Source organism: Acinetobacter sp. AHP123 (assembly GCF_023757925.1).
Taxonomy (GTDB): domain Bacteria; phylum Pseudomonadota; class Gammaproteobacteria; order Pseudomonadales; family Moraxellaceae; genus Acinetobacter; species Acinetobacter oleivorans.
Genome location: NZ_CP092454.1, coordinates 1,500,910 through 1,525,090 on the forward strand (window position 1 = coordinate 1,500,910; position 24,181 = coordinate 1,525,090).

24 protein-coding genes and 2 pseudogenes are annotated in these 24,181 nt (G+C 38.9%); 16 read left to right on the forward strand and 10 right to left on the reverse strand.

From position 1 onward, the window contains the following. Positions 1-56: 56 nt before the first annotated feature. The 4 genes and pseudogenes from MJX77_RS07135 to gmk all read right to left on the reverse strand — a co-directional run bounded on the left by MJX77_RS07135 (position 57) and on the right by gmk (position 3,352). On the reverse strand, positions 57-2,162 hold the full coding sequence (locus MJX77_RS07135; RefSeq protein WP_049837437.1) for a RelA/SpoT family protein: 2,106 nt from the start codon (positions 2,160-2,162) through the stop codon (positions 57-59). 39 nt (positions 2,163-2,201) lie between these two features. After that, positions 2,202-2,291 (reverse strand): annotated as a pseudogene (locus tag MJX77_RS07140) (hypothetical protein); the annotation flags it as partial. A gap of 80 nt (positions 2,292-2,371) precedes the next feature. Then, positions 2,372-2,650 (reverse strand): DNA-directed RNA polymerase subunit omega, encoded by a 279-nt coding sequence (rpoZ, locus tag MJX77_RS07145; protein ID WP_002116990.1) that lies wholly within the window; start codon positions 2,648-2,650, stop codon positions 2,372-2,374. A gap of 72 nt (positions 2,651-2,722) precedes the next feature. Beyond that, positions 2,723-3,352 carry a guanylate kinase gene (gmk, locus tag MJX77_RS07150; protein WP_004789787.1) on the reverse strand — a complete coding sequence of 210 codons (630 nt, stop codon included), beginning with the start codon at positions 3,350-3,352 and terminating at the stop codon, positions 2,723-2,725. Between the two features lie 122 nt (positions 3,353-3,474). Between gmk and ispH the strand changes: the two genes are divergently transcribed. After that, on the forward strand, positions 3,475-4,425 hold the full coding sequence (gene ispH / locus MJX77_RS07155; protein ID WP_252061038.1) for a 4-hydroxy-3-methylbut-2-enyl diphosphate reductase: 951 nt from the start codon (positions 3,475-3,477) through the stop codon (positions 4,423-4,425). A 12-nt stretch (positions 4,426-4,437) separates the two neighbouring features. On the opposite strand, the pseudogene MJX77_RS07160 reads toward ispH, so the two are convergent. Next, positions 4,438-4,690 (reverse strand): annotated as a pseudogene (locus MJX77_RS07160) (hypothetical protein); the annotation flags it as partial. Between MJX77_RS07160 and MJX77_RS07165 the strand changes: the two are divergent. The 11 genes from MJX77_RS07165 to rplS all read left to right on the forward strand — a co-directional run bounded on the left by MJX77_RS07165 (position 4,596) and on the right by rplS (position 14,561). After that, positions 4,596-5,036 carry a pilus assembly FimT family protein gene (locus MJX77_RS07165; protein ID WP_252061039.1) on the forward strand — a complete coding sequence of 147 codons (441 nt, stop codon included), beginning with the start codon at positions 4,596-4,598 and terminating at the stop codon, positions 5,034-5,036. The pseudogene MJX77_RS07160 and the gene MJX77_RS07165 sit on opposite strands and share 95 nt — an antisense overlap. A gap of 14 nt (positions 5,037-5,050) precedes the next feature. Further along, positions 5,051-5,542, forward strand: a complete 492-nt coding sequence (pilV, locus tag MJX77_RS07170) for a type IV pilus modification protein PilV (RefSeq protein WP_104075345.1) — start codon at positions 5,051-5,053, stop codon at positions 5,540-5,542. Then, the gene (locus tag MJX77_RS07175; RefSeq protein WP_252061041.1) at positions 5,535-6,452 is read left to right on the forward strand and encodes a PilW family protein; all 918 of its coding nucleotides are present in this window, start codon (positions 5,535-5,537) and stop codon (positions 6,450-6,452) included. The genes pilV and MJX77_RS07175 overlap by 8 nt, the downstream gene beginning before the upstream one ends. After that, positions 6,449-7,138 (forward strand): pilus assembly PilX family protein, encoded by a 690-nt coding sequence (locus tag MJX77_RS07180; RefSeq protein ID WP_252061043.1) that lies wholly within the window; start codon positions 6,449-6,451, stop codon positions 7,136-7,138. Before MJX77_RS07175 ends, MJX77_RS07180 begins: the two co-directional genes overlap by 4 nt. A gap of 25 nt (positions 7,139-7,163) precedes the next feature. Further along, the gene (locus MJX77_RS07185; RefSeq protein WP_252061044.1) at positions 7,164-11,213 is read left to right on the forward strand and encodes a PilC/PilY family type IV pilus protein; all 4,050 of its coding nucleotides are present in this window, start codon (positions 7,164-7,166) and stop codon (positions 11,211-11,213) included. Positions 11,214-11,258: 45 nt separating this feature from the next. Continuing rightward, a complete protein-coding gene (locus MJX77_RS07190) occupies positions 11,259-11,786 on the forward strand; it encodes a type IV pilin protein (protein WP_252061314.1) in 528 nt (175 codons plus the stop codon). Further along, the gene (locus MJX77_RS07195; RefSeq protein ID WP_252061047.1) at positions 11,786-12,208 is read left to right on the forward strand and encodes a type IV pilin protein; all 423 of its coding nucleotides are present in this window, start codon (positions 11,786-11,788) and stop codon (positions 12,206-12,208) included. The genes MJX77_RS07190 and MJX77_RS07195 overlap by 1 nt, the downstream gene beginning before the upstream one ends. A gap of 146 nt (positions 12,209-12,354) precedes the next feature. Further along, positions 12,355-12,606 (forward strand): 30S ribosomal protein S16, encoded by a 252-nt coding sequence (rpsP, locus tag MJX77_RS07200; protein ID WP_000260334.1) that lies wholly within the window; start codon positions 12,355-12,357, stop codon positions 12,604-12,606. Positions 12,607-12,626: 20 nt separating this feature from the next. Then, positions 12,627-13,175, forward strand: a complete 549-nt coding sequence (rimM, locus tag MJX77_RS07205; protein WP_004789777.1) for a ribosome maturation factor RimM — start codon at positions 12,627-12,629, stop codon at positions 13,173-13,175. A gap of 42 nt (positions 13,176-13,217) precedes the next feature. Then, positions 13,218-13,973, forward strand: coding sequence for a tRNA (guanosine(37)-N1)-methyltransferase TrmD (gene trmD / locus MJX77_RS07210; RefSeq protein ID WP_192836274.1), 756 nt, complete (start codon positions 13,218-13,220; stop codon positions 13,971-13,973). 219 nt (positions 13,974-14,192) lie between these two features. After that, positions 14,193-14,561: a 50S ribosomal protein L19 gene (rplS, locus tag MJX77_RS07215; protein ID WP_004789772.1), complete on the forward strand. Its 369-nt coding sequence runs from the start codon at positions 14,193-14,195 to the stop codon at positions 14,559-14,561. Between the two features lie 52 nt (positions 14,562-14,613). Here the strand turns inward: rplS and MJX77_RS07220 are convergent, their stop codons facing one another. Both MJX77_RS07220 and MJX77_RS07225 read right to left on the reverse strand, forming a co-directional pair. Beyond that, entirely contained in the window at positions 14,614-15,555 is a 942-nt protein-coding gene (locus MJX77_RS07220) for a lipase family alpha/beta hydrolase (protein WP_252061315.1), read from the reverse strand. 117 nt (positions 15,556-15,672) lie between these two features. Next, positions 15,673-16,704 carry a lipase secretion chaperone gene (locus MJX77_RS07225; RefSeq protein WP_252061049.1) on the reverse strand — a complete coding sequence of 344 codons (1,032 nt, stop codon included), beginning with the start codon at positions 16,702-16,704 and terminating at the stop codon, positions 15,673-15,675. 153 nt (positions 16,705-16,857) lie between these two features. Here MJX77_RS07225 and truB point away from each other — a divergent pair, with 153 nt between their 5' ends. The 3 genes from truB (at position 16,858) to MJX77_RS07240 (ending at position 19,214) form a co-directional block, all read left to right on the forward strand. Beyond that, positions 16,858-17,763 carry a tRNA pseudouridine(55) synthase TruB gene (gene truB, locus MJX77_RS07230; protein ID WP_151826477.1) on the forward strand — a complete coding sequence of 302 codons (906 nt, stop codon included), beginning with the start codon at positions 16,858-16,860 and terminating at the stop codon, positions 17,761-17,763. Positions 17,764-17,782: 19 nt separating this feature from the next. Next, positions 17,783-18,559 carry a sulfite exporter TauE/SafE family protein gene (locus MJX77_RS07235; RefSeq protein ID WP_005301047.1) on the forward strand — a complete coding sequence of 259 codons (777 nt, stop codon included), beginning with the start codon at positions 17,783-17,785 and terminating at the stop codon, positions 18,557-18,559. Positions 18,560-18,770: 211 nt separating this feature from the next. Beyond that, a complete protein-coding gene (locus tag MJX77_RS07240) occupies positions 18,771-19,214 on the forward strand; it encodes a hemerythrin domain-containing protein (protein ID WP_001019905.1) in 444 nt (147 codons plus the stop codon). Positions 19,215-19,221: 7 nt separating this feature from the next. Here the strand turns inward: MJX77_RS07240 and MJX77_RS07245 are convergent, their stop codons facing one another. The 3 genes from MJX77_RS07245 to serA all read right to left on the reverse strand — a co-directional run bounded on the left by MJX77_RS07245 (position 19,222) and on the right by serA (position 22,393). Then, positions 19,222-20,085: an EamA family transporter gene (locus MJX77_RS07245; RefSeq protein ID WP_151963874.1), complete on the reverse strand. Its 864-nt coding sequence runs from the start codon at positions 20,083-20,085 to the stop codon at positions 19,222-19,224. Between the two features lie 92 nt (positions 20,086-20,177). After that, on the reverse strand, positions 20,178-21,062 hold the full coding sequence (locus tag MJX77_RS07250) for an EamA family transporter (protein ID WP_252061051.1): 885 nt from the start codon (positions 21,060-21,062) through the stop codon (positions 20,178-20,180). Between the two features lie 98 nt (positions 21,063-21,160). Continuing rightward, a complete protein-coding gene (serA, locus tag MJX77_RS07255; RefSeq protein ID WP_004789759.1) occupies positions 21,161-22,393 on the reverse strand; it encodes a phosphoglycerate dehydrogenase in 1,233 nt (410 codons plus the stop codon). A gap of 378 nt (positions 22,394-22,771) precedes the next feature. Here serA and MJX77_RS07260 point away from each other — a divergent pair, with 378 nt between their 5' ends. After that, positions 22,772-24,181, forward strand: a complete 1,410-nt coding sequence (locus MJX77_RS07260) for a D-2-hydroxyglutarate dehydrogenase (protein ID WP_252061053.1) — start codon at positions 22,772-22,774, stop codon at positions 24,179-24,181.

The following is a 24,181-nucleotide window of genomic DNA, read 5'->3' on the forward strand; positions in this document are numbered from 1 at the left end:
GGAAAGTTTGATTTTGTTAAAGAAACATAAATCTGACCAATAGCCCTTGTAAAGACTTAACTTACTTTTGAAATTTCCATCTGTGGATTAGGTGCATCCAAACGCTCAATACGTGGAAAACCATAATGCATACGTAAGTCACGGATGACTTTTGCAATATGTTTGCGGTTGTTCACCACAATATTAACAAAAGTTCTTTGCTCATTTGAGTGAACCATTTCTACTCCTGCATTATTTTTACGACATTGATAGATCAGGTCTGATACCTGCTCATCATTCATTGCCATTTCTATAGCGAGGTAGGCTGTAAAACGAACATCATCTACGTCATCTGCTTTCCATTGAAGCGGCATAATATTTTCAGGATGTAGATGTTGTTCATGTAGCAAGTTATGGCAGCGGATACGATGCACAATTAACCCACGACGTGTTAAATGTCCTTGAATTGGGTCGCCCAAAACTGGATTACAGCAATGCGCATATTTAACGTCGATACCTTCAGTACTTTGAATGAGTCGATCTGAATTTTCCACTTGTGGATGCTTGTCATGAGCAAATAAGTGATTAGCCACAAGTTGAGGTAGTAGGTCGCCAACAGCAATTTGTTCAAACAATGTATTTTTATTATCGATGTGACGCCATTGAAGTAAATCTAACCAGTCGGCTTCAGAGAGATCGTTAATCGAACGGTTAAATAGTTTCAGTGCTCGAGAAAGTGCTTGTGCACCGACAAGACGTTGTTCTTCAATATCTTGATCTTTAAGGACATGCTGTAAGGCACGGCGAGCTTTTTGCGTATTAATAAAACTTAACCAGTCTGGATTTGGTGTTGCTAAAACATCCGTAATAACTTCAATAACCTGACCGCTGATTAATGGTGTCGATAGTGGTTTAATCTCGCCATCTACTTTTGCACCAACGGCATGGTTACCTAAAAATAAACTGGCTGAATAAGCAAAATCAACTACGGTAGCACCTTGTGGTAATTCGTGGAGCTGACCATGTGGAGTGTAAACCCAAATTTTTTCTTGGTGTAAGTAATCTAATAAATCATTGAAGGTCGTTTTTGCACATTCTCCATCGATGAGCGTATTCAGATTTTGCATTGAAGCCTGAATAGCCGAACGACAAGTTTGTGGTGCATTTTCACCAAGCACTACCCCAAACCGAGCAGCTTTACGCATAAGCTCGGTTTGAATAGTAAGAGAGAGTGTGGTTTTTTCGCCTTTGAGCTTAATTAATAAAGACTGGTTGCCGCCCGGTAGCGGACGACGGATATGGTCTTTATATTGAATGACCTGAAAGTTTTCTCTTAAAGCATCAACTAGGCGGTCACAGTCGGCAATTGATTGTAAAACGATTTCAAAAGCATGGCTGTGGGTAAGTTCTTGTAAATCCATCTCATTTTTAACGAAATGGCGTAATAATTCGATATTGTTGTTTTTCTTTTTAATACGGCCTTGAATATGATAATTATGAAGAAGTTCAGCGAGGTTTTGTTCCCAGATACTTTGATATTTACATCGCTCTGGTTTGGTTAGACGTAGTGCATTTTGCACGTTATCAAACATATCAAGATCAAGATTTTGATAACAAAGATTTTCTAGATTATCACCCATTTCATTCATGCCGACTAATCTTGCCATTGGCACAAAGATATCAAGAGTTTCTTGAGCAATACGAGCGCGTTTATCTGGACGTAAAGCACCTAGAGTAGTCATATTATGATAGCGGTCAGCTAATTTAATAATAATGACACGCGGGTCCTGTAGGGTCGCTTGCAGGATTTTTCGGAATGAGGCGGCTTTGTTATATTCTTTATCACTTGATTGGCTAAGTTTTGTTACGCCGTCAACTAGCTCGGCAACCGTCAGGCCAAATTTTTCAGTAATATCTTCTTTTGTATATTGAGTATCTTCAATAACATCATGCAAAAGAGCTGCCATTAAAGTCTCAGCATCTAAGCGCATGTTCGCAAGAATACAGCTGACAGCAATTGGATGCAGAATGTAAGGTTCACCACTTTTACGTGTGATGCCAGTATGCGCTAGATCGGCAAAATCACAGGCAGCAAGCACTTTCTCGACCTCACTTACCGATAAGTAAGGGTCGATAATCAATTTAAGCTGTTGCTTGGCTTGGCTGACCTCTTCGCCTGGCATAAATCACCCTTTTTCCTAATACTGAAAAACTAAATCTATCTACTTCTTAATGAAAAGCATATTGCGGAACTTGTCAATTTTTTCATTTGAAAAAGTGTATTTTTTTTTCAATGAAAATAATTGCTTTTTTCAATATCTTTAAATTCAAGACAAAGCCAAATAAAAAACCACCGCAGAAAAACGATGGTTTTTTTATGAAACAGAATTAATTAGAAAGAAAAACCTTCTAAATTCAAGCTGTTTGTAGAAAGAGCAAGATCAAGACTAGAAGTTTGATAATCTTGTTCACGTTGCTTAAGAATTTCTTTCGTAACGTGCCCTGCCGCGATTTCGCGCAAAGAAACTACAGTCGGTTTGTCGTTATCCCATTCTACAGTTGGCTCCATGCCTTGACGTGCCAATTGACGAGCACGTTTACTTGCAACGAGCACAAGCTCAAAACGGTTGTCTACATGATCTAAACAATCTTCAACGGTGACGCGTGCCATAAAAGTTCTCGTTTTGGAATGGTGAATTTGAACAGACTAAACAGTATAAAAGGCTTTCGATCTAGACTCAAGTTATTCCTGTTTTGGTTGAGGAGTAATCAAGTCTTGAATTAATGTTTGATAACGTTTCGCTTGCTGAGATAGCACTAGACGGTTTGCTGTGATCACAGCTTCAATCTCATGTAAGGCTTTATTAAAGTCATCATTAATAATGATGTAATCAAAGTTCGTGTAATGCTGCATATCTTCAACTGCACAGCTTAAGCGATGTTCAATGACTTCAACTGAGTCTGTGCCGCGATTAGATAAACGCTGACGAAGGTCAAACTGTGTTGGCGGTAAAATAAATATTTGCTTGGATTCAGGAAAAAGTTTGCGAACTTGCTCTGCACCTTGCCAATCAATTTCAAGTAGAACATCGTGTCCTTGAGCTAACTGTTGTTTTACAGTTGCTTGAGAAGTGCCATAGTAATTACCAAATACTTCAGCGTATTCAATAAAACCGTCATGGTTGACTTGGTCTAGAAATTCATCTTTTGTAGTGAAGTGATAGTGAACACCATCTAATTCACCGGGACGTTGACCTCGGGTAGTATGTGAGACTGAAACATGTAAATTGCTCACACGGTCAAGCAGGGCTTTCACCAAAGATGTTTTGCCCGTTCCTGATGCAGCAGAAACGACAAACAATAGACCCGACATGATATTTTTCCTGATATGATAAAATATCTTCGCTATTGTAGTGTACCGTGCGTTTAAACTGAATAGTTTTAATTGCAAATATTCAAGAGAAATTCCCCTGTTTTATTAATTTTGAGGCTGTTATGGAAATTGTGTTAGCTAATCCGCGTGGTTTTTGTGCCGGTGTTGATCGAGCCATAGCAATCGTCAATCGGGCTTTAGAATGTTTTAACCCTCCTATTTATGTACGTCATGAGGTTGTACACAATAAATTTGTTGTTGATGACTTACGTCAAAGAGGGGCGGTTTTTGTTGATGAACTAGATCAGGTTCCGGATGACTCAATTGTAATTTTTAGTGCTCACGGTGTTTCAAAAGCTGTTCAGCAAGAAGCGGAGCACCGAGGTTTAAAAGTATTTGATGCAACTTGTCCTTTAGTTACTAAAGTTCATATTGAAGTGACTAAATATGCACGAGAAGGTACTGAAGCCATTTTAATTGGTCATGAAGGACATCCAGAAGTTGAAGGAACAATGGGCCAATATGATAAATTGAAGGGTGGTGACATTTATTTAGTTGAAGATGAAGCTGATGTTGCTGCGCTTGCAGTAAGACATCCTGAAAAACTTGCATTTGTAACTCAAACAACTTTATCTATTGATGATACAGCTAAAGTTATTGATGCTTTACGTGCAAAATTTCCTCAGATCCAAGGTCCGCGTAAGGATGATATTTGCTACGCCACTCAAAACAGACAAGATGCTGTACGTGACTTGGCGGAACAGTGTGATGTGGTGTTGGTTGTAGGCTCACCTAACTCTTCAAATTCAAATCGTTTACGTGAGCTTGCAGAGCGTATGGGCAAAGCTGCTTACCTTGTAGATAATGCTGACCAGTTAGAGCAGTCATGGTTCAATGAAACTTGTAAAATTGGTGTGACAGCGGGTGCTTCAGCACCAGAAATTCTAATTAAGCAAGTAATTCAACGTTTACAAGACTGGGGCGCGCAAGCACCTAAAGAATTAGATGGACGTGAAGAGAATATAACCTTTAGTCTTCCTAAAGAATTACGTATTCATGTGACTCAAGCATAAAATGTGACTTATTTAACATACTGATTTTAAAATAGTAAACAGATAATTGTTGATATGACAGTTATCTGTTTTTTTATACCCTTTATCTGCTTTGTATTTGTTTTGTAAATCTAAGCCGTAAAATTTAAATAATAAATAAAAAATTCTTAAGTTTATTTGGGGTTCTGGGGATGAGGGGAATTATTCCACAAGAAGGGTTCACCTTGGTTGAGCTCATGGTGACGATTGCAGTAATGGCTATTATCGCGATGATGGCTGCGCCGTCTTTTACTAAAACGATCCGTAAAAATGAATTGACCGTTGATACTAGTAATTTTGTTAACTTGCTGGCTGAAACTCGTTCAGAAGCTGTATTTAAACAAACTAATCGAGTGTTGGCTTTAGATAGTAGCGTGACAACCTTTTATAAAAAATGGATCCCTTCGAGCCGCGTTGAGAAATACACGGGTGCTGCAAGTATTACGTATAACCGTCAGGGACAATCTACAGCAACTACAAACTTATGTTTTGTATTTCAGCATACTTCAGATAACACTTTAAAATCCTATATTTATGTGCAAAAAGATGGCATCGTTTTTTACGATAAATCGGCAACCAGCTGTCCGAATTAATTGGGGAAATAATAATGATAACGTCTCAAAAAGGTGCCGGTTTGATGGAAGTGCTTGTTGCATTACTTTTATTGAGCATTGCTGTACTGGGTTTTGTTGCTTTACAAGTGCGAGCAGTTGCTGCAAGCACTGAAGCAGGTCAGAACATTCAAGCAATCAATATAGCCCGAGATTTAGCAGAGCGCATGCGGGTGAACCGTACTGAGTTAAATAGCTATGTAGATCTTAGCGAAGGCGAAACATTAACGGATTGTTCTGCTGGGTTTTGTAGTGCTGCTAAGATGGCGAAATACGATTATGCTCAGGTCAAACAACGTGCTACAGACTTAGGTATGAGCCTTGCAATGTCGGATTGTCAAGGCTCTACGTTAACTCGTCAATGTATATATGTAGCATGGGGTGGTACAACAGCTACAAATGGAAGTGGTGGTTCAAACTGTACCAATGGCACAGCCTATGTACCTGATGCCAAATGTATCATTATGGAGGTTTATAACCATGATTAAACCTCAACAAGCTTTTACTCTGATTGAACTCATGGTTGCTTTAGCGCTTGGTTTGCTTATTGTTGCTGCAGGACTTGCTGTTTTTTTGAGTAGCCAGCGCTCAATGGGACTACAAAGTAGTTTAGGAGGCTTACAGCAAAATGCCAATTTTGGACTTTCATCTTTAACACATGATTTACGACATGCCAATTTGAATACCGCATCCAGTCAATATGTAAATAATAAAGTGATCGGCTCAGGTATTATTTTTGCGAAAGAAAACCTTCCTAATAGTTTGCAAAATATTGCAAATTTAGAAACTAAATTTGTGTCTTTACAAGGGAAAGATACTGATAACACTTCAGGAAAAAGTGACCAATTAACTATTCAATATGTGCCTGCTGCAAATGAAATTATAGATTGTGAAGGAAATTCGATTACCAATGCGCAGGCTAAAACTATTGTGCAACGCTATTTCTTAAAAGAGATTAGTAAGCCTACAGGTGAGCCAGTTTCTTATTCTTTGGCTTGTGATGCTGGATGGTATGCAACTAGCGATACCACAATTACTGGTTTAGATAATAATGCTCAGCAAATTATGCAATACATTGATGCTTTTAAAGTGCGATTAGGAATTAAAAACTTAGTAAATAAAAACTTACGTTATATGACTTTAGATGAATATAAAGCAGCTATGGGTAGTAGTGTTACTGATCCCAAAAATTATTTACAAGTGGTTTCAGTTGAAATTGGGGTGTTAGCGCGTTCAACTGGAAAAATTGGTTCTGATTCAAATGTAAACACCCAGAAGACATTTAACTTGGCAGGACAGACTGTGACATTAAATGGAACAGATGCAGTCAATCAAAAATATTTACGACAGGCTGTAAGTCAAGTGGTGGCATTAAGAAATACATTGGGGGCATCATGAGAACAAAGCAGCACGGTGCAACACTCATTGTTGTTCTTATTATTTTAATTATGGTGACATTACTTGGAACACTTGCTATTAAATCGGGGATATTAGGCTTAAAAATTGCGACAAATAGTCAAGTAAATGCCTTATTGCTCGAAAACTCTGATGCAGCATTATTTAATATTGAGAACCCAGCAAAGATTGAGCAGCAACTGGCTTTAAATGGCATGTTTGCCTATTTTAACTCGGCAGATAATGCAAAAGATGAACTGGTATTTTGTTATAAGTCATCAGAAAGTACTTTTTTTAGTTTACAAAATGCAAGCGCGATTACTTCTGATGGTAAAACGACAAAAATTGGGGTAACTGGTTTTTGCAAGTCCAATTGGTTTGCCACAGGCCGTTCAGCTGTTTTATCTCAGGTGTATTTAACACGAGCTGCAACCACTGCAACTCCTTTTGGAAATGTGCCTTTAGGGACGAGTCAAGGGCAAAGTAGTATTCCTAGTATTTCGAATAATATTGGAGCAACTGTGATTTCTGTATTGCCAAGTTTTTCTGGCGCAAGTAGCTCAAGTATCGAAGCTTGTTTCAAAAAAAGTGCATCGGAAGTCGCAACTTGTTTTGAAACTATAAATATACCTTACAACATGCAGCATGCAGATTATACCGTTGGTGGTTCGCCAAAGTTGGCATCGTAATATAGAAAGATTGGGGATTGAGAAAATGATGAACTTAAGTCAAAAAAAATGGCTTTCTATAGCGATGTCCGCATTAATGACATTTACGACTTGTTATAGTGTTTCGGGCTATGCCAGTGATATTGATATTTATAAATCGGGCTTTACACCTAAACCTGTTGTTATGTTTGCATTAGACAATTCAGGATCTATGTCGGGTAAAAGAAGTGCTTTTGATTTAAAAGATTCTATGCAGGCGGTATTGCTTGGTGATGGTGATAAAATTAAACCAGCAAGGAATATCCGTGCAGGATTATCTACTTTTGAAAGCCCTCCATGGTATCCAATAAAAAATGGTAATACGACTCTTTATTATACTGCAGTCCATCCTGCGACCAGTAGCGCTGCTTCTGATAGTTCAATAACTGCGCCACGTCGTGATGCCGGATATATTGCCCGACCAGCCCAGCTGTTGGACGATAAGGTAACTTATCCTTCCTCTCGTAAAGATTTATTTCCAACTAATGGTGATGTAATATTTAAGAGTGGTAATAATCAGCCAGTGGTATCAAGTGGGGCTTCCACCATAAATACTGATGATAAAAAAGTATATATTCGTTTTCAAGTGGATGTTCCGAGAGGAGCCACGATTAATTCTGCCTATTTGGAACTGCGGTCTAATATTGATAATGGAGCGAATAAACTAAAAGTTAGAGTAGCAAGACATGATAATTTATATATGTCAAATCCATCGGTTACAAGATTGCAATCTTATACTGGAGCTGATACATCAAAAACGATTCAATCAGGCGTAGATAATAATTATTTAACAACAATATTTTCTAATGCAACAACTCCAAGAGCTATAGATGCTTATAGAAATAGTTATGCAAATGATAATGTATCAAACCCAAACCCAATGTATGTTTACTCTATGGATATTAAGAGTGAAATGGAGGCGTTAATTAAGAATAATAATAATTGGTGCGGAATGGGAGATATTATTTTTGAATTGTCTCGAGATAGTAGTAAAAATTATACTTTTTATTCTGACCGAGAGGATAGGGTAAATCCACACTTATATATTGATTGGACACTCGATGATAATGCTAAACGCGCCGATAACTGCATGTTTACAGATACAAAGCGATCATCTAGTCAGCGTATTACTAATCTAGGTAGTGTTGGTTCTGTAAGTGGTATGACAGCAAGACAAGCGATGAATTTGCAAGTTCAGCGAATTATTACTGATACTGCCACTCCATCTGCACAATTATATGCAGAAACAATAGCATATATGTTAGGGAATAGTACTAAACCATTAACTAATACTAATCCAGCAAATACTTCTATTGATGTTGCACAATCTGGTTTGACAACTGGAAGTGGTAATACTATTAAATATCTGAGTCCAATTGAGAGCATACGTAATTATGTAAGTAATTCTACGAATGAGACTTATGCGAGTGTATATCATAAAGAACAGCAATGTGGACAACACGGTATCTATTTTTTAACTGATGGTGAGGCGAATGCACCTACCGCTAATGATAAGTTGTTTGCATCTTCCATGGGGTTGTCTTCCATTTCGTGTAATAGCTTTGATAGTTGTGCTCAATTCATGGCAAAGGGACTGCTGAAAACAGCTGGAAACCCTTTTAGTAATCGAGAAGTAAAAATTAAGACGTATACAGTTGGTTTTAATTATACAGGAAGTGCTTTATCAAATTGGGCTGCTGCTGGTGGTGGGCAGTATACCTCTGTAAGTTCAAGTGATTCTGGTGGAGCAAAAGCTGGAGTAGTGTCTAGTATCAATAGGTTCCTTGACGATGTCTTTGATCAAAGTATTCCTCCTGTTGTTACAGGCTCACCAACATTACCACAAGATGCATTAAATCCTCTGCGTATCCAGCCTTATGGCTATTATGCTTCATTCAATCCTAAACCTCAGGACAATACTCAAATGTGGGCCGGCAATATGGATAAATACCATGTGCTTAATGGTCAATTGTATGGAGCTAATAAGACGACCGCAATATTCGAAGATGGTTCATTTAATCAATCTGTAGAAGGTATCTGGGGTGGTGGAGTAAAAGGTCAGTTACCATTAGGTATTCATTTAAATACAGACAATATCCAAGTTGAAAATAGAACAATTTATACTAACCGGGAAATTACAGGAAGTGCGGCATCTTATACAGCAAATGAAATAAAATCGTTGGAAAAGGTTACTTTACAAAATCTATTTGCTATTAACCCAAGTGGCTCAACTCTATTTACTAATGATCCTGCTAAGAACTATTGGCTAAATTTATTGGGTTACAATGTTGGAGTAGATGAGGCTGTTGATTTAAGTGATGTAATTGGTAAAACAGAACTTCGCCAGATTGGTGCAGTTATGCACTCAGCTCCAATTTTACTTACTCAAGAAGGTAAAATTACAATTACAGATGGACAGTTAGGCACTGCCAGTCGTAAAGATTACTTGTTATTTGGTACCACACAAGGACTTTTACATGTGGTAGATGTTGAAACAGGTAAAGAGATTTTTGCTTTCGTACCCAATGAAATGATGCAAAATGAAAAACAAAGAACAGCTTTCTTACAAGAAAAGTCAGATAGTCCAGAATTACTTTATGGTATAGATGGTCCTTGGACAGCGCATACCCAATACATTGCAAAGTCAGATGGAACACTCACGGTAAATGAGTCTGGACGCACTGTAACAGATAGTACGAGTGGTAAAGACATTGCTTTAAAAGGATTGCAGTGGGTTTATGGTGGTTTGCGTATGGGTGGACGTAGCTACTATGCATTAAATTTATCCGATATTACAAACCCTACACTCAAGTTTCATATTAACCCGGCTGGTGCTGATAATACGGATGGGACACTAAATACTAATAGTGCATTAAGTTATATGGGGCAAAGTTGGTCAAAACCAACATTAGCTTATGTTAATTTTGGTGGTGAAAAGAAACTGGTCATGTTTGTCGGTGGTGGTTATGACACTGGTTATGAATTGCCTAATTATAATCAGACCAACAGTAAGGGTGCAGGCGTCTATATGTTTGATGCTAATAATGGTGATTTACTTTGGTGGTCAAGTGCTAATGCATCTGCAGATAAAGGTGCACAAGCATCAACTCAAAATAATGATTTAAAATATAGTGTAGTTAGTCAAATTAATGCTGTAGATCGTGATAGTGATGGTTTAGTTGATCATCTATATTTTGGGGACTTGGGTGGCCAGGCTTTCCGTATTGACTTAAATAATACAACTACAAACAAATCTGATTTTGCAACACATGTAGTACGTTTACTTAATCAACATGTTGATAGTGATGGTGCGAGTCCACGTTTTTATGAAATGCCAAGTTTCTCTGTCTCTAGGGATGAAAGTGGTTCACTTGTTGGTATTGTTGCACTCAGTTCGGGTAACCGTAGTTCACCCTTATCGGGCACTGTTGGCACAAATAATGCGACTGCTTCAGCTAGTGCAAGTGATGGTGTATTTATTGTTTTTGATAAAGATGTAGTGAAAACTGATTTATATGGTTTAGACAATACTAAGTTGAGTACAAAAGATATTAGTATTCTTGATTCTTTAAATACATATTTTACCAAGGCCTTTACTGGTGATGATTATAAAAATGGAGTAACTGTAGCTGGGCATAATGGCTGGAAATATATATATTCTAATAGTGCTGGTGTATATAAAGGTATGAATGGGCTTTATGCATTAGATGGCATGCTTTATGTCAATGTATTTCACCGTGATGGTAATGGTATTGGTAGTACATGTACCGGTGGGGTAAAAGGCGATTCTAAACTCTATCAATTTTGCTTGCCAACTGGAAAGTGTAGTTTTTACGATAGCTCTACAACCCAACCGAATAATACAGATTTGGGTGCTGGTATTTTGGGAACAGGACTAGGAGCCTATTCTGGTAATGCTACGGGTAATAAGCTGATAAAAAATGTAGTTTCAACTGATCGTGATTGTACAACAGCAGCTAATAAAAATTTACCAGAATGTCAATTGTTCAATACTACTGCGAAGTTGCAACATTTGCGTTGGTATGAAACACGTTAGGGGGAAGTCAGGTTGAAACAACGAGCTTTTACTCTGCTTGAGCTAATGGTCACCGTGGTAATTGTTGCGATTTTAGCTGCTATCGCGTATCCAACTTATACGCGATACATTGAAAAAAAAGATCTAGCCGTAGCAAAACAAGAGGCTCAGCATATTGCTACGGAGTTAGAGCGTTTTAAAGCTAAAAACTTTAGCTATAAAGGTTTTGATGCGACTTACCTTTATAATGCTGGAACGGTCACTCCTTATGATAAAACCACTGGTATTCTATTGTTACCACTGGATGCGACGTCAACAACTGCAAAGTACACACTGACTCTATTAGATGGCACTCAACATTTACCTTTATCTATTTTAAAGGGCTTTGATGATAAAGAGACGACAGATTCAGCGAAAGTCCAAGGCCTAAACTGGGTTATTACTGTGGAAAGGGCTAAGGATAGTAGTGGCGAACCTAAGCAAGCTAATAACTATGATTTACTTATAAATAGTGATGGTTTTCGTTGTATGACAAAAGTTAAAGATGTAGTCAGTGAATATACAAACTGTGGCAGTAATAGTGAGACATGGTAATGAAAAAATATGAAGGTTTTACCCTCATAGAGCTAATGATTGTGGTTGCTATTATTGCAATTTTAGTAGCAATTGCTTATCCCTCATATACACAGTATAAAATTCGTGGAAATCGTGCGGATGTGCAGAGTGAAATGATGCAAACAGCACAGCGTCTACAAAGTTATTATGTGATTAATCATAATTATACTAGTGCAACGCTAGATAATGGTTTAGCTAGTAAAGATTATCCAGCATCCAATCCAATTTATACTATTGCATTAGTTACAAATTCTCAAACATGGACGCTTACAGCAACTCCTAAAACAAATACGATTCAAGCTGGAAATGGGACTGTACTTTTGAACAGTGAAGGGCAGAAATGTTGGACTAAAGGTCAGTCTTGTACAACCTCTGCAACTTCAAATTGGGATGGACGTTAATTTAAATTCAAAACTGCGGATAACTCAAAAAATAATCTTTCTTTCAGGGCGAAAATCACGTAGAATGTCGCCCTCTATGAAAGGGGTTTGAAGTGTTGCCGATGGTCGGCGCAGGGATAGTCCGTAAGAATTATAAGGCTTTTATCATGGTTGTTATTCGTTTAGCACGTGGCGGCGCAAAAAAACGTCCATTCTATCAAATCGTTGTGACTGACAGCCGCAATGCACGTGATGGTCGTTTCATCGAGCGTATCGGTTTCTTTAACCCGACTGCACAAGGTCAAGCAGAAAAACTTCGTTTAGATGCAGACCGTTTTGCTCACTGGGTTTCTCAAGGTGCTCAACCTTCTGAACGTGTTGCTTCTTTAGCTGCTCAAGCTAAAAAAGCTACTGCATAATTTTTTGTAGTAGGTAGCCCATGACATCAACACAGAATGTTCCCGAAGATCGTATTCAGATTGGACAGTTACGTTCAGCTTATGGATTGAATGGGTGGCTCTGGGTGTATTCAAATACAGAACCTATGAGTAACATGTTTGACTACCTGCCTTGGTACATTGAGACCAAGGCCGGTTGGCAAACAATAGATGTAAAACGTTGGAAACCACATGGCAAAGGTCTAGTTGTTGCTTTGAAAGGTGTGAGTGATCGCACTGGAGCAGAAAACTTGGTTGGCGCTAATATCTGGATTGCTAAGTCTCAACTGCCAAAAGCAGATGTAGATGAGTACTACTGGTCAGATTTAAAAGGCTTAACAGTGTTTGGTCTGGATGATGAAGAGCAGGAAGTAAACTTAGGTAAAATTCATGAGCTGTTTGAAACTGGAGCTAATGATGTGATGGTGGTACATGCTACCCCAGACAGCGTTGATTCAGAAGAACGCATGATTCCTTGGCATAAAGATGTAGTACAACGTGTTGATCTTGAAGCTGGTCGTATTTACGTCAATTGGGGCGTAGATTATTAATTCTTTTAGGGTTAATACAGCAGGAAAATAGAGGAGTCTGTGATGTTTTTTGCAGTCATTACGCTTTTTCCTGAAATGTTTGAAGCGATTACAGCCTACGGCATCAGCGGACGTGCGGCAAAACGAGATATCGTACAAGTTACTTGTATTAACCCTCGTGATTTTGCTGAGGGAAACTACAGAAGAGTGGATGAACGTCCATTTGGTGGTGGCCCTGGGATGGTGATGATGGCTGAGCCTTTGGCGAGGGCAATTGCGCATGCCAAACAGCTTGCCTCACAAGCAGGACATGTTCATGTTCCTGTGGTGTACATGTCTCCACAAGGCAAAACTTTAAATGAACAGGCAGTACAGCAGTTTGTTGATTACGACGGATTAATTGTACTGTGTGGACGTTATGAGGGAGTGGATGAGCGTTTAATCCAGCATTATGTTGATCAGGAATGGTCAATTGGTGATTACGTTTTATCAGGTGGTGAACTGCCCGCTATGGTGTTACTTGACAGTATTATTCGCCGTTTGCCGAATGTAATGTCAGATGAACAGTCAGCAGTACAAGATTCTTTTGTTGATGGTCTTTTAGATTGTCCACAATATACAAAGCCAGACCATTTTGAGGGGCTGGATGTACCAGAAGTTTTAAAATCTGGACATCACGGCAATATCGAAAAATGGCGCTTTTTGCAGCGTTATCAACGAACTTTAGAACGTCGACCAGAGTTGACCGAGAAAGTTGAGTTGAATAAGCAGCAGAAAAAGTGGCTAAAAGATGCGCAAGAGAGCGGTGGTAATTCTTAACCACTATTCTCAGGAACGGAAGTTCTGCAAAAATACGAGAAGCAATGCTTCGAGTTAAAGCATGATTCTATTTAATGAATAGTTTTATGTATATTCTAAGGCTCTTTATAGACATTTTGTCGTAAAGGGAAAGATAAACGGGTTGATATGCGCTTTAGCCTCTATCCCCAGCGGAATTTCAGACCTCTTCTGACTCCGCACATATTGGAGATTCCCACAATGAGTGGTAAACATCCTTTAGTTCAAGCTGTTGAAAATGCACAGTTAAAATCTGATATCCCTGCTTTTGCTCCTGGTGACACTGTTATTGTCCAAGTTAAAGTAAAAGAAGGTGAGCGTGAACGTCTTCAGGCATTTGAAGGTGTTGTAATTGCTAAGAAAAACCGTGGTTTGAACTCTGCGTTCACAGTGCGTAAAATTTCTAGCGGTGTTGGTGTTGAGCGTGTATTCCAAACTCACTCACCAGTTGTTGCTAAAATCGAAGTGAAACGTCGTGGTGACGTTCGTCGTGCTAAACTTTACTACCTCCGCGACTTGTCTGGTAAAGCTGCACGTATTCGTGAAAAATTACCAGCTCGTAAAGCGTAAGCTTATCGCGAGTAAAAAATGCGCCTTTTGGCGCATTTTTTGTTTTAAAAAATTACAGTCCTTGAAGTTTCAAACGGTTTGCATGTTGACGGTAAACCGAGACCGGATCTGATGCAAAAATAGAACGTATTCCAAGTACTTGGTTCACTTCATCTAAATGATTCCAGTTGTAATCATCACGAATTGTTTTACCAAATTTGGCACTGCATCGAGAAACAAGTCCATCATTATCACCAAATGGATCGACCACTAAGCTACTGCCTGTAAGAGCAATATCAAATGGATCTAATGGATTGGTTAAGGCTTTATTTCCAGAGAAAGAATACATATAAATGCCTTTCTCTTGATATGCTCCCTCACCACAAGAAGTGGTTGGTATACCCATAGGGAATTGAGTATTAAACTGAGCTGAACCTTGAGTTGATAAGCTATGGGCGCCTGCTAAAGAGTCATGCGGATAGCTAGTCGGATCTAGACCTCCTGCCCAAGTAATTGCTGCTGAAAACCAATTTACTAACGTTGCCAGTCCAGACAGAGGAGTACCCTCAACGTTCAGAATGACATCTGCCATTGGTGATCCCTTATGAGGCGCACCAATCGTGGTAAGTGAGGCAACTTTTTCTGGCATGATACCGGCCACATAGCGAATTGTTGGACCCCCATGGCTATGACCGATTAAGTTGACTTTAGGTTTACCAGTAATGGCAATAATCTCTTCTACTTGCTGGGCAAGTTGTTCTCCACGCACTTCTGTTGAGTTAAATGGTGAGACCCTTGTAGCCCAGACATTTCCTCCATTGCGAGCAAGATCAGGCAGAATTTGGTACCAGTAATCGAGACCAAGCGTATCTGTTCCAATTCTGTTAAAACCCGCCATACCATGATTAAAAACCATTGGATATTTTGTTTGCGCGTAAGATGAATAAACGAACGAGCTTTTAAATTGTTCAGCATTTGTTGCATGGGCCGCTGAAATACTCAGTCCTGAGAGCATTGCAGCGCAGAAAAACATTAACTTCCTTTTCATTTTTTACTCACTATTTTTATTTTGTATGAAAAGCAGTTTCTTACTGCTAGTGAATGTTTAGCCAATTCCCAAAAAAGGGAAGGCTTAGTAATTAAATGGCAGCTCACCTCCCTGATCATGGACCGTTTCAAAAGTTCGAAGTCTTAGTTGTTCTTGTGAAGAATTGAATTGTTGTTGGCGTAACTGTTGAATAGCTTGATTTTTGGCGCTATCACGCATGTTACTTTTAATAATTTCATCTCGACCATCGAGATAACTTGTGACCCTTTGTTGCCAAGCATTCCGCTCTGTATCTAAAGTTTCTAATCGTTGAGTCGCCTCGGCTCCAACGAGTGCTGTACGCATTTGTCGAAGTTCTTCAGCTGAACCCTTACGAGCTTTAATTTGTTTGGTCAGTGTATGTAAATCATCAAGTTTAGAAAGTTCTTGCAGGTTTTGTTGCCAGTCTTCTGGAAGTTCTTCAAAACGTTCTTTAAGTTTTCGTGCTTTTTCAATTTCGCTTAGAGAAGAGTCTTCAAGTATCTGCATTCGATCTAGCGTATAGTTCTGATAGATATCTTCGCTCGAGAAAAGGCCTTCAATTTCAGAAGTCGAAAAGAAACGTTTTCTTATATCTTGAATTGAATTAAAGATCTTTTGAAAATAATTTTTATCTTGTTGTTTTGCAGAAGGTGTTTGGATTTGAGCAAGCTGTTCACGATATTTTAAATAACGGGTCCATAAATCCCTGATTTGTGAGCGGGCTGGCTCTAAATATTGTCCTTGAATGAATTTCCCAAAGTGATTTTTGATTTGTTCTAAATCATTTTCGCCATATTGAGTAATAAAATATTCAAAGCAGTCACGTGTTTGACTATTCACGACCAAATGTTGGGAACTATCAATTTTTAACTGGCAGTTAACTTCAGTGTCTTGCTGACTTTTACTATGGTACGCATCTTCATTTAGCGATGAATGATCTGTGGGTGGAACTGATGCTAGATTTTGAGCTGTATTTTCACTGACTTGGGCTGATGTGTTTTTTGAGTCAGGACTTAACCAATAGACACATGCAATGAGGCTCAAAATAAAAAATCCAAGCACGCACCACAATACCTTCTTCTGCATCCCTTGCATAAAGATATCTTCCTTAAGTTTTAATTTGTTGTTTTTTTACTCGATCATTAATGTGCCATAAAATAAGTGAAAAGGCACCTAAATATTGTGAAAATATCTTGCCGAATTTGCTAACATGTCGGCACTTTTTTCTAGCTTTGTGTTCCAGTAAAAATGACGACAAAAAATCAAAAAATTTCTCGTCGCCATATCAGTGGTGTATTTCTATTAAATAAACCATTAGGGCTCAGCTCAAATGCGGCTTTGCAAAAAGTGCGTTGGTTATATCGCGCCCAAAAAGCAGGTCATACTGGAGCTTTAGACCCATTGGCGACAGGTTTACTCCCGATTTGTTTGGGAGAGGCTACCAAGTTCTCACATTATTTGCTGGACTCAACAAAGCGCTACCAAACTACTGTTCGCTTGGGGCAAACCACGACGACAGGTGATGTGGAAGGGGAGATTCTACAAGAACGCTCCGTTCCTGTTCTCAACCAAGAGCTTATTGAACAAACCTTAGAAAAATTTAGAGGTGATATTCAACAAGTTCCGCCGATGTATTCGGCTTTGAAAAAAGAAGGCAGACCATTATATGAGCTTGCCCGAAAAGGTATTGAAATTGAGCGTGAAGCACGCCCAGTCACAATTTATGCTTTAGAGCTCATTGAATTTACCGAAAATAGTATCACTCTTGATGTCACTTGTTCTAAAGGAACATACATTCGTGTATTAGGTGAAGATATTGGTGAAGCACTTGGTTGTGGTGGGCATTTAACGATGCTAAACCGGACTCAAACAGGACATTTTGAACTCATCCCGAGTTATACCATTGAATATCTGGAAAGCTTAACTGAAGAGCAAAGAGAAGCTTTACTACTTCCTGTTTATGCTCCAGTTGACCATTTCCTAAAAATTCAGGTGCCTGAAGGGCGTGAAAAATATTTTTGCAACGGTTTAGAAAGCAATATTGAGCATTCTGCAGAAGCAGAAGTTTTGGTTTTTTCGGGTGAGCGCTGTTTAGGCTTAGCTGAGATTACCGATAAAAAACGGTTGGTACCTAAGCGTATCTTAAATTTGTAGTAGATGTAGAGTATAGAGCATGGGCATGGAATGGGACGTTATCCTAAGTTTGATCTTTTTTGCGTTTACTGCGGGAGCAATTGATGCTGCTGTAGGTGGCGGTGGACTCATCCAGATTCCCGGGATCATGAGCACTTTTCCTAACATGTCGACTGCAACGGTGATTGGTACTAATAAAGTCTCATCCATTTTTGGCACTGCATCGGCTGCTTATACATTTGCTAAAAAAGTAAAATTGCAGTGGAAGCTTTTAGCCGTTATTGCCATTTGTGCTCTGATTAGCTCTTTTGCTGGGGCAGCTTGTCTATCGCTTATTCCTCAATCGGTATTACGTCCTTTCGTGTTCGTGATGTTGATTGTAATTGCCGTTTATACGCTAGTTAAAAAGAACTTTGGACAGGTTCACACTGAGCAAAAAATTACCAATAAAATGCTAATTTTAGCTGCTATAGGTAGTTTGGCGATTGGTTTCTACGACGGTATTTTTGGGCCGGGTACAGGTAGTTTCTTTATTTTCTTCTTTATCCGTTTTTTACAAGTTGATTTCTTGCATGCTTCAGCTTTGTCAAAAATCGGTAACTTTATGACGAACTTAGCTGCTTTGAGTTTCCTCATTCCGACAGGTCACGCGATTTTGCATATTGGTCTAATGATGGCAGTTGCAAACGTGCTTGGTTCTGTTGTTGGGGTACGTACCGCGCTTAAATACGGAAGTGGATTTGTTCGTATTATCTTTTTAATTTTGGTGAGTATTTTGATTTGCCGTTTGGGCTATCAAATGTTTGTTACCGGTTAAATAAGATTGAAAGTATGAGCTGTCCATAAAATGCAGTTCATACTTTTATGTATCATTTAAAGCTAGAAATATAAAAATCATTACAGAAGTTTACTAGAAAGAAAACTGTGTAAAAAATAGTCTCATTTTAAGCTACTTAAACATTATAAATTTCAACGTATGATAAACCTTGAAATAAAAAAGATTTTTTAGCTAAAAAATGAGGAAGAGAATGAATATTTTCGAAGCATTAAGAGAAAGCCATGAAAATCAACGTAACCTTTCTGAACAACTTATTCAGACACATGGTTTAACTGAAGAAAGAAAAGAACTATTTGATGCATTGAAAAATGAACTTTATGCCCATTCAGTTGCCGAAGACCGTTACCTCTATATTCCTTTAATGTTTGACGATGTCGGTTTAGATATTACGAGACATGCTTTATCTGAGCATCACGAAATGGATGAGTTGGTTGAGCAGCTTGAAAAAACCGATATGAGTAGCCCAAGCTGGTTAGCAACTGCCAAACAGTTGAGTGAAAAAGTTCATCATCATTTAAAAGAAGAAGAACATAAGTTTTTTCAACAGGCGGGAAAAATTCTTAAAGATAGTGAAAAAGAAACACTCGGTAATAAATATTTAAAGGAATATAAAAAGTATAAAAAGCAGCAATAGTATTTAACTATGCTACTTTTTTAGTACTTCTTAAAGTAACGCCAATTGATGCCAACATTACACAACCTAAAGCCACCCATTGCAGCATGCTGATTTCTTCGTGAAGTAATAAGAAACCCGTTAGTGCTGCCAATGCTGGTGCTAAACTCGTTAGGGTACCGTAAGTTAATTTAGTAAGTTGTTTGAGAGCCATTAAATCAAGAGCGTACGGAATGGCGGTCGCTAAAACTGCAATAAGTAATGCTTTACCCCAGTACTGTGTTTCAAGTAATGCAGGAGCATTATGCCAGATGCTAATCGGTAGTAAGGTTAAAGCAGATAATCCAATTCCAATGGTTAAAGCATGCATCCCTATATTTTGGGTCACAACTTTCTGACCAAAATAAATATAGAATGCCCAGCAAAATCCAGCGCCTAGCGCGCAGGCAGCACCGACATAGGAAAAGTGGTGTTGTGTTGGGTCTTGCCAAGGCACCATCAATGCAATACCTAACATCGCAAATGCCACCCAAATATAGTCACTCTTTTGTTTAATGGAAAGTAGAGCTAGTCCTAAAGGACCAATGAACTCTAAGCCCACGGCAATTCCTTGAGGTAACTTTCCAAGTGACGTATAGAATAAAATATTCATGAGACCCAAAGATGCGCAGTACATCAATAAATCACGCCATTTTAAATAGGGTAAGCGTGACCAGATTTTCCACGAGCGGAACATGATGGCGACAATAACCGTTGCAAAACTCAGCCTTAAAACTGTAACGGTAAGAGGGTCTAATATTGCAATGAGCTGTTTAGCAAATGAAGCACTGATTTGATATGAGACCATCGACAGAATCATATATAGTACAGCAATAATGGGAAGATTCTGCATGGAAATACCCTAGGGCCTCATCTAATATTATTTAAAACTAACAAGGGTTAATTATAGCGAATGCTATGTTTTAACTCGCAGTTTTAGTCGATTTAACTTAGTGTTTTTTCACGTTCCTGACGTGCTTTTTGGGTAGTTATGGTACAACCGACCGAAGCTGCAATAATTGTTGCAAGTGCCAACCATTGATTCCATAACAAATATTCACCTAAAAAGATAAAACCAGAAAGTGCAGCAACTGCGGGCTCTAGGCTCATCAATGTTCCGAAACTTAAGGGCGTTAAATTACGTAGGGCTAACATTTCTAAAGAAAAGGGTAATGCGCTGGCTAAAATTGCCAAACCAATAAAATAAACAAGATAGGGGAACTCTATAACTTGCCCTATTGAGCCTGAGAAAAAAGTAATGGGTAATAAGATGCATGCGCCCACACTCATTCCTAAACACACAGTGTGATTGCCTGATATACCTGACGGTTTCTGTCCAGCAATAATATAAAGTGCCCAACATGCACCAGCACTAACTGCAAATAATACTCCGATCCAATCCAGACTATGAGCCTGATTGAAAGGGAAAAGTAAAATGAGGCCAACAATCGCTAAACTGACCCAAACAAAATCATATTTTTGGCGTGCATGGTATAAGGCCACACTTAAGGGGCCAATAAATTCAAAAGCAACTGCAATACCAATGGGTAACCGTTCAATTGACAGATAAAAAAGCGCGTTCATTCCTGCAAGAGCAAAGCCATACGCTAAAATAGCTTTCCAGCGGACCTGACTAAAGTTAATTCGCCAAATTCTAAAAATAAAGGCAAGAATAATTGCACCTAAGCATAAGCGCATTGCTGAAACGGTAAGGGTAGGAAAGCTCTGGAACAGAAATTTAGCTAAAGATGCGCTGCTTTGAACACTTAACATGGCAAGAATAAGAAAACCCAACGCATGTAGCTGAGATTTCTGGTTCGAACTGGACATTTTATTATTTGATCGATTGGTATACTTTTCACATGATAATGTAAATGTCCATAAAAAAGCCACAGACAATGCTGTGGCTTTTAAATTTACAGTTCGTATTAGAACAATACGCGCACGCGAATTGTACCTTCAACTTCATGCAACATATCTAAAGCTTCGTGAGAAGCAGAAGCGTCAACGTCCATTACGAGGTAACCGATGTCACCTTTAGTCATGAGTGATTGACCAGAAATGTTGATGCCTTGCTCAGCAAACAAGTTGTTGATTTTAGACAATACGCCCGGTACGTTTTTGTGGATATGCAATAAACGGTGTTGACCAGCAGTCAATGGTAACGCGATTTCTGGGAAGTTTACCGCAGAAAGCGTCATACCCTTGTCAGAGTAAGCAACAAATTTCTCTGCAACTTCTAAACCGATGTTTGCTTGCGCTTCCATGGTTGAACCACCAACGTGAGGAGTCAAAATCACATTGTCTAAGCCACGAAGTGGAGAAACAAACTCTTCGCCATTTGCTTTTGGTTCTTTAGGGAATACGTCAACCGCTGCACCAGCAATATGACCAGATTTGATTGCATCTGCTAAATCTTCAATCACTACACATGTACCACGTGCAGCATTTAGGAAGATTGCGCCTTCTTTCATTTTTGCAAACTGTGCTTTAGTGAAGAAGTTACGTGTAGATGGAACATCAGGCACATGTAATGTAACTACATCAGCAGTCGCTAAAAGTTCGTCTAACGAACCAACTTGGCGAGCATTACCCATTGGTAATTTAGTTACTGCATCGTAATAAATCACATGCATACCTAAGCTTTCAGCAAGAACAGAAAGCTGAGAACCGATGGAACCGTAACCTACAATACCTAAAGTTTTGCCACGAGTTTCGAAAGAACCGACAGCAGACTTGTCCCAACCACCACGATGACAAGCCGCCGATTTTTCAGGAACACGGCGAAGAAGAAGAATTGTTTCAGCAAGTACAAGCTCTGCAACCGAACGCGTATTTGAATACGGCGCGTTGAATACAGGAATACCACGTGCCATTGCTGCTTTAAGATCAACTTGGTTTGTTCCGATACAGAAACAACCCACTGCGATCAATTTATTTGCAGCTTCGAAAACTTCTTCAGTCAATTGGGTACGCGAACGAATACCAATAAAGTGAGCATCTTTAACAGCTTCTTTTAGTGCTTCGCCTTCAAGAGCAGTTTTGCGATAGTCAATATTGGTGTAACCCGCAGCGTTTAGAGTATCGACTGCGTTTTGGTGAACGCCTTCTAACAAAAGGAAACGGATTTTATCTTTAGGTAGTGAAAGATGTTGGCTCATTACGGCTCCGCTACAAAGGCCAAATTTGGTGGCGCTATCATAACATAATGGTCGGTACTATAGATATTTCGTTTGCGCCATCGTCTTATGGCAATTTTATCTATGTCTAATCACTTCTATTTATGGCTTGTGAGTCATTTAGAATAGGTTTGGCATGGAATTTAAATGCGATTTTTCTCTGAAAGTCCCATAGAAAAGCATTTATTTACGTTAAACATGTTTTGTAGTGACAGTATCTCTATTCTGAACTTTATCGCTTGAGCTGTTGCATGTAGAATATAGGAGTTCCTTGAACATTATGGCTTTGCTCAGGTGAGAACCCTGAAAATATGAAGTCATAGTCCCACCATAGTTTACTTCTTGCTAGGTCTGCAAACGATGAATGCTCCAGTCGCTTTAACACCTGAGTTACTCACCCAATTAACAGCAATCGTCGGTGAAAACCGTATTAAAACCGATGCTGATAGTCTCGAAAACTGGGGTAAAGATCATACCAAGCATTTTAATCCGAACCCATCGGTCATCGTTTTTCCATCGACCACAGAACAAGTTCAGGCAGTTGTAAAGCTTGCGAACCAGTTTAATATCGCGATTACACCGTCAGGCGGTCGTACTGGTCTCTCTGCTGGCGCTGTAGCAACCAATGGTGAAATTGTCATTAGCATGGACAAAATGAACCAGATTCTTGAGTTCTTCCCAGCAGATCGTATGGTACGAGTGCAAGCTGGTGTTGTAACTGAACAATTGCAAAACTATGCTGAAGAGCAAGGGATGTATTATCCGGTTGATTTCGCGTCAGCGGGTTCTAGCCAGATTGGCGGTAATATCGGTACCAATGCTGGTGGTATTAAAGTTATTAAATACGGCATGACACGTAATTGGGTGCTTGGTTTAACTGTTGTCACTGGTAAAGGCGATATTTTACGTTTAAACAAAGGCATGGTTAAAAATGCAACTGGTTATGCATTACAGCATTTGTTTATTGGTGGTGAAGGTACATTAGGTTTAGTGACGGAAGCAGAAATTAAACTAGAGCGTCAACCACAAAACTTACAAGTTTTAGTGTTAGGTGTTCCAGATTTTGATGCAGTAATGCCTGTATTACATGCGTTCCAAAAAGATATCGATTTAACTGCATTTGAGTTCTTTGGTGAACTTGCAATGCAAAAAGTTTTAGATCATGGGCATGTACAACGCCCATTTGAAACTGAATGTCCGTTCTATGTATTGCTTGAGTTTGAAGCACCATATGAGCCGATTCTCGATAAAGCAATGGAAATTTTCGAGCATTGTATGGAGCAGGGTTGGGTACTTGATGGTGTAATGAGCCAGAGCCTTGACCAAGTCGAAAGTTTATGGCGTTTACGTGAAGATATTTCTGAATCAATCGCGCCGTTTATTCCATATAAAAACGATATTTCAGTGTTAATTACTCACGTGCCTGCATTTATTCGTGAGATTGATGCAATTGTTCAAGAGAACTATCCTGATTTTGAAATTTGCTGGTTCGGTCATATCGGTGATGGTAACTTGCACTTAAATATTTTAAAACCTGAAAACTTAACCAAAGATGAGTTCTTTGCGAAGTGTCAGATTGTGAATAAATATGTGTTTGATACCGTGAAAAAATACGATGGTTCAATCTCTGCTGAACATGGCGTAGGTATGACGAAAAAGCCGTATTTGGAGTATTCACGTTCGCCTGAAGAAATTGAATATATGAAAGCTTTGAAGAAAGTATTTGATCCGAATGGTTTGATGAACCCAGGTAAATTATTTGATCTTTAA